Below are 14,564 nucleotides of genomic sequence, written 5' to 3'. Positions count from 1 at the left end.
ACATAAGCCCTTCCGTTTACCATTATCTGTACAATGTGAAATGTCCAACAAATTCACGTGCATCTTTCACATCTCTGATTTTAATGACGTACCAGTAATCCCCTGAAGGTAATTCGGTACCATTGTATTTACCGTCCCAAAATTGACCTTCTCTGTAAGAACCTAATTTTCTACCGTATCTGTCAAATACATCATATACTAAATCCTTATAGTTAATCGTATTGGTAGGTGCCCAAGTATCATTATTACCATCTCCATTTGGTGTAAATACATTTGGAATTTTGATATCAATAAACTCAAAATATCGGGTAGCCGTTGCCGTACATCCATTTACATCTGTAACAGTTACTGTATAATCTCCAGATTTGTAAATAATAAAGTTACTTTTATTACCGTACGATTCTCCGTCTAACGTGTATTGGTAATTTCCACCACCACCTGTGGCAGTAGCTACAATTTCGTTTAAGCCACCATCCGCAAGGGTCAATGTTAATGGATCTACTTGTAAAACGTCAAATACAACTTGTTTGATACATCCGTTAGTATGTCTTACGTCTATCGTGTGTCGTCCTGCCATTAAATTAGTAAACACATTACTGGCTTGGAACGTTGTTGATCCATCTAATGCATAATCTAGATCCGCTGGCAAGTTACTGGCATCTACCGTAACTGTTACGGAGTTGCTGGCACTATTATTAACACAATCGTAATTTACAGTCGCCTTTGGGTTTAATGTCACCGCTTCTCCTAAAATCACGGTATGTTCCGAGGTACAATTATTAGTATCACGAACATAAACAATATGCTCACTTCCTGATAGATTAGCAAAATCAAATTGCGTTTGACCAACGATTCCCAGAGTGTATGTTCCGTTTACATCATCAAGACTTACGCTGTAAGGAGCGCTTCCTCCTGTAATATTGATACTAAATGCACCATCAGCATCACCCGCGCATACTTCCGGAATCTCTGTACCCGGAATGGTAGTCACGATAATAGAATTTGGCTCAGTAATAATTACTCCAGTTGTGTATATATAGCAACCGTTCTCATCCTGAACAATATAATCATAGCTACCCGGTTTTAAATTATCAAAAACATTAGACTCAAAAAACTGGTTTAAATCCGGTGAAATGGCATATTTTATAATTCCTGTTCCACCAGAAGCCGTTATCACAATTTTTCCGTCGCCTTCACCTGCACAAGTAATATTAGTCACTGCATGACTTTCTGTAAGAGGGAAATCCGGTTCTGTGATGACCACTGGAACTACAGTTCGTGCCTCACAATCCATACTGACTACATTTACCAGATACGATCCTGCCGGAAGATTTGTGAAATTCCCTGGAGAAGTTTGCACCGGTGTAAATGACAATGCGTTACCTGCGCCATCTAATAATGTGTAAACATAATTGCCTAAACCACCTTGCGCCGTAGCAACAATGACTCCTGAATCATCTCCTTTACAGTTGATGACTGCATTTTGAATATTTACATCAATCACTAAAGCAGGAACTGTATCAATCGTGATGTCATTTGATATAAAACTTTCACATCCATTGATATCTCTAATGTAATAATTGTAGGTTCCTACCGGCACAGAGAATGTAGCAGTATTACCTGTCATCGCTATAACCGTTCCAAAGGTTGAAGTTGTGCTGTACTCATATGGTGCAGTTCCTCCTGAAGCAGTTAACGTAAGTGTAGCATCTACATCGCATGAAATGGCTGTGGCCAATGCTAAGCTTGCTGTTACTTTTGCAGGCTCAGTAATGAAGATAGCAGCTGATAATGCAGAACAAGTCCAAGAATCAGATACTTGTACCTGATAACTTCCTGCGCCTAAATTTGTAAATGTATTAGATACTTGCGGACCATCAGTAGTTACTGTACCGTTATTGTAAGTAGTTACTAAACTGTATAAATAATTGCCTGATCCACCTGTAGGTATTCCCGCAGTAATCGTAGCGCTCGTATCACCAAAACAACTTACCAATGTTGTACTAGGCGTTGCAGTGGCAACAATTGGAGTAGGATTTGCCAACGTAACCGTTACAAAATCCACACAACCTTTACTGTCTCTTACATTTATCGTGTAGGTTCCTGCTGTCAAACCTGTAAACTGTGTTTGAGCTGAATACTGTACGTTTTGCGCAGCAGTTGGTGCCACTAATTCATATGCATACGCACCTGGCCATCCGCCAGCAGCCGTTACTGAAATTGTTCCGTCGTTATTACCGGTAACACACGTAATTTCGGTATGGGTTTCCGTAATATCCAGTGCTTCTGTAGGACCTGTAATCGTAAAGTTTTTAGACACCGTACAAGAAGGCGACTGCGATAACGTTGCCGTTATGGTGTAAGTCCCTGCAGCCAAACCTGAAATAGTGATTGGTCCAGCATTTGTTGAAGTTCCTCCAGGAAATGCATTTCCTAAAGCATCTTGTAAAGTATACGTAAATGCTCCTGCATCATCTCCGTTAACCGGAGCCGTTGTAATCAAACGATCTACAAAAGTGACATTCACACTTCCGTTAGTATCAGAGAAACAAGTCACATCCACAACGGTATCAATGGTAAGGTCGAAAGTATTTGGTTCGTTTACATAGTGTACACCGATGATTTCACAATTGGTATCTAAATTTTTAACCGTGATTATATAATTTCCTACTGGCAAATCAACAAAATTAGCACTAGGAATCGTCACTATCTGATCATCAGTATAAAAAGAACCGTAAGTAGGAATCGTACCTGTAGCCGTATCATAGATCACATCCTGAACCGTAAACTGCAAGTTGGCAGGTGTACCACCAATTGAGTTAACCGAAACCGTAATATCCTCAAGGTTATTACACGTTATTGCTTGGTCTATCACCACATTTACTTTGTCTAAAGCAATATAAGGATCAATTGTAATTGCAGCTGTAGTAGTACCAATACATCCTTTATCATCATATACATTCACGATATAAGAACCTCCGGTTAAGTCGGCTTCAGTGTACACATTGCTGGCACCAAATTGAACTTGTGTATTTGTTGTTGTTCCAACTTTGATAAACTCATAATTCAAATATATATTTGAACCTCCTGTTACTCCTGTTACCGTAATGGTAGCTAAGTTCCCTGTATTGTCTGTTGTACAACCGAACTGTACTGGAACTATAGCTGGTACTAGAATTGGATCTGGCTGAGTAACAACAATGGTTTTAGTATCATCACAATCTCTTGCAGAAATTACTACTACAGTATATCCAACGCTGTCAGAAGCTTCCAATCCACTGAATAAAGGTGAAGGTTGTGGTCCCAAATTTACAGGTGCTCCTGTAATTGACGTTCCTGTTAATGTATACGTATAAACTGGATTATCATTTACGCCTAGTGTTGGAGTATCCATAGTAGCTGTAATCGTACCATCAAATCCTCCGTTACAAGTTACTGGGGTTGAAGCTAAATCAAAACCGGTGATAAGCGTCGCTACTTGTAAATCAATATCGACATAAACTTCACACAATGTAGTAGTGTCACGAACAGTAATCCTATGAGGACCAGAGGCCAAATTAGAGAACGAAGTTACTAAAGCAAATGCACCTCCATCAATTTTATACATATAATTTCCTGAACCACCAGTACTACTAACTGACACTTCCCCGTCATTCGTTGCACAAGAAACTGGTGTAGTAACCGTTGGCGTTAAAATAAGTGGTTGACGAATCACCACTAATGCTGGTACTGTTGTTGGACAACCGTTAGCATCTTTCACAGTTACATCATAACTGCCTGGAGCGTTGACTACAAAAGTTGGACTCGATTGGAAACCACCACCAATGCTATATTCAAATAGACCAACTCCTGTTGGAGCATTGATCGTAAATGTATACGTTCCATTTATTGGATCTGGACATTCGCTGAATGGTGCAACGGTAATGTTTGATGGATTTAAATCTAAATTAATAGTTTGTGGTTTATCAATTGAACAACCATTCGCATCCATCACATACACATCCCAGACCATATTGGCTCCACTGTTTGTATCTACGGTAAGTAAATTACTTAATCCAAAAGCAGTTGACGCCGGTGCTGAAGAAGGACTTTGAAGCACCGCATATTTATACGTTGGTGTTCCTCCTGTAGCTAGAACTGTAATCGTAGCTTCATCATTATTACAATTAATATTCGTTGCAGTAGCTGTAAAATCTAAAGCAAGTACAGGTTGACTAATGGTAACATCAGCTGATTGCTGACAACCAGTAATATCATCCGTTACTGTAATCGTGTATGTATTGGGTACTAAATTAGAAAGAGAAACTTGATTTGCAATCTGTGTGAACGAAACAGTTGGATTAATTGACGTTGAGAAAGTACCTCCAAAATTAGCCACATCAAAAGTAGCCGAACCATTACCTGCATTAAAACAAGTCACATCCGTAGTAGCCGAGGCCGCCACCGTGATGTTTGTAACTGGATCAACCGTAAACGACTCTTGATAGGTACAACCGTTAGCATCGGTTATTTGGAATACGTAAGTGTCAGGCGCTAATCCAGTGAATGCAGGATCATTACCATTGTCTATAATAGCTGCTATAGGCGAAATAATTTGATACGTAAATGGAGCAACACCATTTTGCGGGTTACTAATTGTTACCGTACTTGTTACATCTCCTAAACCTTGCGGCACACAATAAATTGGAGTGCCTGCAATATCCATATTTGTTGGTGGATCTAATGGGGCAATAACTATAGACTGCATAGCCGATTCACAACCATTAGCATCTTTTACGATTATTTCATAAGTGCCAGCAATTACATTGGTAATACTGTTGCTAAAGGAATAAATAGCTCCATTATCAAAACTATATTCAAATCCTCCTGCTCCGCCAGATGCAGTAACAATAATCGCTGCTCCATTTGGTATGTTTCCAGTTCCACAAGTCAATGGAGTAACCGCAATTGTAGGAACTCCAAGTGCAGTTGGATCTACTACAGAAGCATCAACTGTAAATTCACAATCGTTAGTGTCTTTTACATAATAGGTAACCGCACCTTCTAAGGCTGTTTGTGTAAAAATATTTGAAGAAGAATAAACCCCTGCCAAACCTTTTTTGTACTCATAATTGCCTGTTCCTCCAGTAGCATTTATCTCCACATTGGCGCTGTCACCAACACATAGAGGAATGTTAACTGTTGCTGTAGGAGCAATTGGAACTAACGGATCAATAGTAAATGTTGCAGTTGCGGTACACGCACCATCATTTACTTCAAAAGTATAATTTCCTGCATCTAAACCGGTAAAAATTCCAGTAGTTGCACCTGTCGTATTACCAACTGAACCAGCAGTAATGGTATAGGTATAACTACCCGCTCCTGCTCCGCCTAACGCTTCAACCTTAACAGCTGCATTTGGTGTAGGCAAGTTACAATCTAATGCTTTATCCAAAGAAGGAGAAAGTTGCAACTGAGGACGTACAACATAATCTACAAAAGCCTCACAACCATTACCATCTTTGATGAACAATCTATAAGTATCTGCAGCATTGAACGTAAAAATTGCTCCATTTTGGTAGGCTATAGTACCTGAACTAGTACTTGGTACTACTTTATAAGTTGCAGGTAAAATAGTAGCTGAAGATACCGTAGATAAATCTATAGTAAATGGTGTACCATTATAACAAATAGTCGCTGGAAGTGCAATTGTTGGTGGCGCATCTTGTAGTAAGATAACATCATCGGATTGAATACAGCCATACGCATCTTTAGCATACACATAATACGTTATACCTGTTAATGAACCTGGTCTATTAAACGTGTTACCTGAAACCCAGTTAGTGTCTGTAGCTAATGGTGGAACAGCCGATGCAGTTACTTGATAGGTGTAAGGCCCTGTACCATTTTCAGCTAGTGCTGTAATAATACCATTATCTGTACAGTTAGAATTTTTTATAATTGTTCCAGTAACAGTAAGTATTACTGGTGACTCCAAAATATTAAAATTAATAGACGCTATACTACAACCTACATTTGGTCCAGCAGTTTCTCGAACTAGAATATAATAGCTTCCAACAGGAAGTAATGAAACTCCAAAATCAGTGATTAATAATGTTCCACCGGCAGCAATTGTACCTGTACCGTTTGCACCTGTGATTAATATATTTGTAAAGGCTTCATATATTTGATAAGATACATTTACAGAAGATGTATAGGTGTTATTAATATCAAAATTTACACTTCCGTTGGTATCACCTGTACACCTGATGTTATTGCCTAGAACATTAGTAACCGTAAGCAGAGTATTTGTTGGAACAGCTGTTGCAGCTGTTTCATAGTAATAACATAAAGTGGCTGCATCATATACAATAAATGTATAGGTTACGCCTGGAAGTAATCCTGTGAAAATAGTTCCTTTTGTTCCGGCAGGGTTTTCACCTTGCCATCCATCAGTACCATCAGCTGTGAATACTTGACCTGGGCCTCTGTAAATATTAAAATGGAAAGGTCCTGAACTAACCAATGAACCAAGTACTGCGATATTAGCCGTACCTCCAAGGGTACAATCAGCTGTTGTATTGATAACAATATCTAAATCTTTTGGATCAGATGCAACTTTTACATCATTTTCAATAACAGTACATCCATTAGCATCCACAACTCTAATTTGATACAATCCAAAATCAACAATATCAAATGTTGAGGAAATATTACCTGGATTAGGCTCAGATTCATTATATCCATTAATTCCTGTTACATAATACGTATAGGGTGCAGTTCCACCTGAACCACCAACTGTACTTACGCCATCTGTAATCATATCAATAATAATAGAGCCTTTGGATGTTCCGGGAAAACCTGGGTTACATTGTATAGGTACTACAGTTTTTACAATTACCATTGGAGTTGGCTCCGTAATAGTAATCGATCCCGTATCAGTACAACCTTTTGCGTCTCTAATCGTTACCGTATAAGTACCCGCTGAAAGTCCAGTAAACGTATCCGAATTTTGGAAAGTAGTTCCATCAATACTGAATTGGAAAGGAGCCAAACCAAGTGATGAGTTATAAATAGCTTTGATCGCTCCAGTATCGTCACCGTTACAATTAATAGTTGCTGTTTGAGTTACACTAGTTATATCTGGATCAACTTTTGCGGTTACCGCAATAGCCGTTGTAGTTGTATAGGTACAACCTGTAGCAGTATCAGTCACGGTAAAGGTATAATTACCAGGAACACTTGTGGTAAATACACCTGTAGTTGCTCCAGTTACATTTGATGTTTCTGATGCAGGTGTTGTAATAGCATAAGTAAATGACCCTGATCCTCCGCTTGGAGTTACAGTAATTTTTGCTGGTTCATCACCTATAACACACGTAATGTCTTTGTTTAAAACCGCATTCAAGGTTAATTGTGGGGCTACCACAACGGTATTGCTTGAGACAATACAACCGTTTCCATCTTTCATTCTGATGGTATAAGAACCTGATGCTGTAATGGTAAAACTAGTCCCTGCTTGAAATGCACCTCCGTTTAAACTGTAGGTAATAGGCGTTACAATTCCTGCTAATGGAGTTGTGTTATTCGCTGTAATAGTAAAAGTCCCTACTCCTAAACACTGTCCTGTGGCTGAAGCAGTAATGGTTGGTGTTGGATCAGTAGCAATAACTACATCTAATTTTACGGTACATCCTTTACTATCTTTTACCCAAACATCCCAATTCAAGTTAGTTGCTGGATTCAAGTTAGCAATTGCACTAGCAGTATAATTAGCTGCAGATGGGGCTACACCATCCTGCATGAAAGCATACGTATAACTTGGTGTTCCGTTATTAGCCAAAACTTCCACTCTAGCCTTAGCTACATTACAATTCGCATTTTTATTCGACACTAAACTTAATCCTAAAGCCGCTGTTGGTTGTGAAATAGTAACAGATTTAAAATCGGTACAACCTGTTGTATTATCAGTAACACTAAAATTATAATTTCCGTCTGCAAGACCCGTAATAGTATAAACATCATTCACAATTGCGATTTGAGCTGGCGGAATGACAGGAGAAGTTACCACTGTATAACTTCCTGGACCTCCACTAGAATTTGAAACGGTAAATCGTGCAGAACCAGTAGGGATTCCAAAACAATCCACATCGGTCAATTTAGTCGCAGTAACTGCAATTGGGGTTAGTGCTGGTACGTTATGAGATTTGATCGCAAAACAACCATTGTCATCCGTAACTTTAAACACATAAGTACCAGCAGTTAATCCTGTAAAGATTCCAGTAGTTGCACCTGAAGTATTAATTTCTGGTCCTGAGATAATCACATATGTTAAAGGTAATGCACCATTTGCAGTTGTTACCGTTACTTCAGACGTTTGTCTTAAAACTGGAAAACAGTAAATGTCAGTATGAGCGATTGTAGTTATCGTTGGTGGGTTCAGTTTATCCAAAATTATACTACCTGTAGTAACACAATTACTACCATCTCTTACTGCGTAATTGATGGTTTGATCGGATCCATTATCGTTTACGATAAGTGTATTGGTGTTAGTAAAACTACCTCCATTAAAACTGTATTTATATGGAGTAGTTCCCGTTGTAGGTACATCAATAGTTACCGTTGCGGTTTGTTTAGTATTAGTAGCACTACAAGAAAAAGTTGTCGCCGAAGCTGAAACTATTAAAGCTGTAGGATTCACAATCGAAACTTGAACTTCTGCGGAAGGACACCCTTTACTATCAATTACTATAACATAATACACTCCTGCAGCCAAACCAGTAAATTTATTCGTGGTTTGAGGAGTACCATAAGTGGCATCAGTACTTAATCTAATGGCATAGGTATAGGCACTTGTGAAACCAGCCGAAGCCGTTACAGTAATGGTTCCGTCGTTGGCATTGTTACAAGTAATATCTGTTCTGCTTGGGCTAGCCACTGGAGTGGTTTTTGCCGTTACGGTAATAATATTACTGTTAGCCGTACAGCCTTTGCTATCCGTTACAGTAAACACATACGTACCGTGAGTAGTTGCAGTATAAGGGAATGTAGCGGCAGTTGCAGCACCACCATTATGAGCAACAATATAGGTATATGGTCCTCCATTGCCATTAGTAACCACTGGAGTATCAATAGTAGCATCAACTAAACAAGTTAAATCATTGATTAAAATTACATTGAAAGCAATTTGTGGGGCAATAACGACATTAGAAATAGTAGATGTACAATTGTTGCTGTCGGTTACCAAAATGGTATGTGTGCCAGGTGTTACATTGGCAAAGGAGTATGAAGTCAAAGCGGAACTAATAGCTGCATTTCCATCTAGTTTATAAGTAAACGGTCCAGTCCCACCGGTAACGGTTACATCTAGAGTTGCTGGATTAGCGGTCGTGTAGCAATAATCAGTTGTAGTAGCTAAAGTCGCCGTCAATGCCGGTGGAGCTGTTACATTTACCACAACTCCAACAGGATTTGTACAACCATTAGCATCACGAACAAAAACAGTATAACTTCCTGCCGGTACATTAGTGAAATTAGCATTGTTATTGAAACCGGTAACTACTGTTGTTCCATCTGATTGATACAACGCATACTGATACGCAGGTGTTCCACCTCCGCCAACTGCGGTGATAGTAGCTCCGGTAGTACAAGTAGCAAGTGTTGTGATCGAGGCATTAGCTGTTACTGCAGTAGGAGTTGAAATAGTAACATCAAACGGTTTACTACAAGATGCTACTGAAGAACCTACAGGACGAACGATTACTTTATACAACGCTCCTGCCAAATTGGAGATCGTTACTGGTGACGTAAATAAAGCAGCACTCCAATTCGTTCCGTTATCAATAGAATATTGAAATCCTTTCGTTGCATCAATATTAGTAGCGCTAATAGTGATTTCACCATTAGTTAAACCGTTACACGTTACATTTTTGCTGCCTGCAATTTGTGCAGTAAATGCTTTTCCCGTTGGAACTACTACCGTGAAATCTTTGGTTGTAATACATGATTTTGGAAGTTGAAAAACATTGATATCATCAATAACAACATCGTTTCCGCTAGTTGCAATACTTTTTGAACGTATAACAAAATTTAAATTGGTGTTATTTAATGGATTAAGTGTCAAAGAATAATTAATCCAGTCTGGATTTGTTTTTTTAACTGTTTTTGGAATCTTATTAGTAGACTGAGAAGCAATTACAACACCTGCTCCATTCACCAATTGAAAAAGCAATTCTGGATCTTCCTGACTATTCACTAATTCTAATAAGTTCATAGCATAAACTGATACCGAAACGGGTTGGTTTTGTATAATATCTTTGATTGGTTTACTGTACAGCACACCATCGGCTCCTGCGAATCCACCAATGTTAACGGCAAGAAATCTCCCTTTTGCAACAGTTGCATTAGAAGTATGATCTCTAGCAGCTACCCAAGGTGTAAAAGGAGAGACAATTCGAGCTGTTACAGAGTAATCCCCATCATTAATTTGTATACTTGACCTACATTGGGTAGCAGTAACTTGTCTTTCAAAACAATACGCACTATTCATTCCTGGAGAGGTTACATCCTCACCAACACCAAAATCCTCTTTTAATAAATTACTGAAAGTAGGTACAGTTCCCACCTTATATTCTACTCGGACTGCATGTGTACCAGGTGTAACGTTTATGAAAACATTACTGGGTACATTTGTGTTTTTTGTCCCGTCTAAGTAATAATCATACGTATAGGATGTACCTCCAGGATTGTTGATGGTCACTGTGCTGGTTGCAGTACCATCGCAATTGAAATCTACAGGCGTATCTACCTTGATTTCTGGCGCTACTGGTTCTGGATCTACAATTACTTGGGCACTGAAAACACACTTATTCAAATCTCTTACATATAGCGTATACGTTCCTGGTGCTTTAAATGCATCATTAACCGTAGTCCAATCGGACGGATTCGCTGGATTACCAAAATTATATTGGTAAGGCGCGACACCTCCTTGCGGATTGGTGATACGTACTTTGCCTTCGCGCAAAGGACCACAGCCAGCTAATTCAGATACCCCCATTGAGGCGGTAACAGCTGCTGCAGGTTCGGTAATAATAATATCAGGTTGGGTCTCGAAACAATCTACTCCGCTTAAAGTATATTTTAAAATTGGTTTATAGGTGCCTGGGGCTAAGCTAGAAAACGTCCCATTGGTCACATACGGTGTTGCTCCATTATCAATACTATACGCCAAGGTGTAGCCATTGGCATTGGTCACATTAAATTTGATTTCTCCCGAGTTAGATCCGTAACAATTTATATTGGTACTGGTTGTATTGTAAACGGGTTTCGGGATAGGATTTACTGTAAGTGTTGGAATGGTATAAAGACAGTTATTTTTATCTACTACCCTAATACTATAAGAACCGCCGGGTGCTGTTACTGCAATGATCTCACTGGTAACAAATGGCGCTCCATTTACTGAATAATTGTAAGGAGATGTTCCACCCTGAGGAGTAACCGTTATTTCACCATCAGTACATGTTAATGATTTCGTTACTGCAGCTTGTGCTGTCAACGGGGTAAGTGTATCTATTGTTATTTGTTGTTTTCTAGAACAGCCATCTTGGGTAATTGCCTCTACATCATATATACCTGAACTCAAGTTAAAAAAAGTAAATTGATTTCCCAACTGTAATCCTGAAGTATTGATAGGTGTTGTACCGCCCGTTGCATAGATATTGAACGTATACTGTGGTTCTACGTCATTTGCAACTACAAGAATATTTCCTTTGTCACCAAAACAAAGTGGCTGGGATGCGTTTGCCGTCAATGTAAAGTTTCTGGCTCTTATCGAAACATCTTTTACTGTGAAAACGCAAGGATTAGTTGCTATACCAACTTGTCTCACATAAACAGTATAGGTGTTTTGAGTTGTAATATTAAATGTATTTGAAGACTGATAATTAGTTCCATTGATACTGTATTCATATCCTGATGATGGAACATTATTAACCGTGATTTTTCCAGGAGTGGTGCATACAATATCCCTTTTGTCTACAGTTGGGTTTAAAACATTTTGATATACGTTAAAATAGTACCTGTTAAAACAACCTCCTGCATAATTTATGGTTACTCTAAACTGACCTGCTGTATTGGCTAAGAACGATTGTCCATTTGGTCCTGCCGAAGTCCATGAACAGCTCAGGGCTTCATTTGCACACAAATCAGATAGTCCTACAGGAGTTGCGCAAGTGGTTGTTTCCCAAACTATACTCGTGGCGCCTGTGATACCCGTATTAATTAATTGAGAATCATTTAAACCACAAAGAAATATTTTTGGTAATTCTTTTCCATTATTGGGACAAACCACAATACTTCCATCGGGTTCTTTGTTGTCAGCATAAGCACTTACTGGATTGGTTGTAGTTCCTCCAAAAGTAGCTACAGTGATTTCTTCATTGTAATCCGTGCATGGTTTGTTCCCTACACCAAAAATTTTATAAACACCTGGTTGAGTCACCGTAACTGTTTGTCCAGTTGCGGTAAAACCGAAAGGACCAGTCCAACTGTAACTAGCATATCCATCTGAAGCTGAGATAGTAGCACTGGCTCCACATAAAACTTCATTTTTAGTAAACTTACAATCTTTTACACCCACCAAAAAATTTGTCGCTTGCGGACTGCCTAGATTACATGCTGTAAAGGAGGAAAGGCTTGGATCATCTGTAATTTGAGTAGGATTTGTGATTCCTCTATAAGTAGCGTAAGCTGTGTTTTGGATAATATTTTCACAGGCATCACTTAGATCATTACAGGTAGGAACTACTTTAACTTTTAATCGTATTTCGTATCTTACAAAGGGTGGTCCCGGAGTTAAATTCTTTTTTACTAAATTATCCGGAATGTTAAAAATTATTGTTCTGGTGGTTGCATTATAAGAATGCGTAACGCCAGTAGGTAAAGATGCTAAATCAATATCCGTTGGATAATTAAAAACAATATTTTTAGGTAAAATATCTTTTATTGTAAAACCTGTCGCATCATCGTTCCCTTGATTTTCAAAACCGATAATATAGTTTAATGCTTCTCCAAGAATAACGTCTTTATTACTTGCATCTAGACCTGCTTCATCTTTTACTTCTTTAGTCAGTAAAATAGCGGGCTCAATAATGTCAACAGCAAAAGTCGTAAGAAAGGCTCCGTAGCCATCTCCTGTAGTGGTAAGTCGCAAGGTACCTTGTGTTTCACCATTGGGAATTACTGCATTTAATGCATTTGGAATATCTAAAACATCAATATCATAACCAATTGTATTTTTACTTTTCGGGACCCTATTGGTGACATGATTGTTTAGAAAAGTTATTGTGGAATTAAAAAAATTATCATTTCCGTCCGTTGGATAATTAGGGCCACTTGGATTTAATGTATTAGAAACTTTTGTAAATAAAGCAGCAGGATTTGCTGGTGGCGGTGGACCCGAGCGAAACTGAAAACTATCGTTTTTGATTCCCAAATCACCTTCAAGTGCAGCTACACCAATTCTTGCATTTACAGGAAAAGGGGCTGGTAAAGTTTTGAAACCTGATACCGGTATATTTAATGTAACGGTGCTTTGAACACCAGCATAACCATCAAAAACAGAAATAAATTTACTTGGCATAGTTGGGCTTTCATAGATAACAACCAATGTCCATCCACCTGCTCCACCACCGTTTCTTCTGCCTAGAGTAGCTCTAAGGTTTGCAACAACATAAGTCCCGTCGGCATTTGTTAAATTAGAAAGCAGGCTTGTTACATTTTTATAACAAATAATTGGAGAATCTTTGAATGAATTGTTGATATTTACGGGGTCATATCCATCGTAAATAATTTGATCTTCATCCCCTACTGGATCCGCAGAATTATCTGCTACTAAATCAACATAAGCCCCACCAGGAACCTTAAATTTTACTTGATTCCAATCATTTTTCCTTTGTGTCCCAACAAAATCTTTTGTAGCATCTGTACCTCTATCATTAGGATAAATAGAAGTCCAATACAATCCCGCAAAAACAATTTTTTTACAGCTATTGTTAATTAATAAGTTAGCCGAACTTGAACTAAAAGTGCTGTTATCAGCATCAATATCTATATATTCAACGTTCGATGCGTTATTACTCGCTGCTCCATCATAATCTGCATTTGCCTGAGCAGTTAAAACAGTTTGATTTGTTATAGTGCCATTTGGATCTCCTGCCGGACTAAATATTGGTAATGTTGTGGTTCCTCCGATTATACTATTACCAATTAATAAAACATCACCCTTTACCTTAATATTGCCCCCCGTTAATCTTGGTGCAAAAGGCGTTTTTATCTGCCCATACGATGTTTGCCCAATTAAAATTGAAAAGGCAAACAATAAAATTAGTTGCAAAGCAAATCCTCTTTGAACCTTCTTAGCATTTGCAATGTGAGGTGTTGCATCCTTTCGGGACAATAAAAATGATTTTATGAAAATAATCGCAGTATTAACTAAAGATACTCTTTTTAAAAAAGTAGTTTTTTTCATGGTATTAGTTTATTTGGGTACTTGCTTGATTCTCATTCAAAAAAAGGGAATTTCTTCC

1 protein-coding gene is annotated in these 14,564 nt (G+C 38.5%); it reads right to left on the bottom strand.

The window, feature by feature from the left end; genetic code table 11:
- Window positions 1-22: 22 nt before the first annotated feature.
- Window positions 23-14,506, bottom strand: a complete 14,484-nt coding sequence (locus DR871_RS04415; RefSeq protein ID WP_113664678.1) for a T9SS type B sorting domain-containing protein — start codon at window positions 14,504-14,506, stop codon at window positions 23-25.
- Between the last annotated feature and the right edge of the window lie 58 nt (window positions 14,507-14,564).

The organism is Flavobacterium petrolei (assembly GCF_003314435.2).
Classification (GTDB): Bacteria; Bacteroidota; Bacteroidia; order Flavobacteriales; family Flavobacteriaceae; genus Flavobacterium; species Flavobacterium petrolei.
This window is presented reverse-complemented; position numbering and strand designations above follow the sequence as displayed.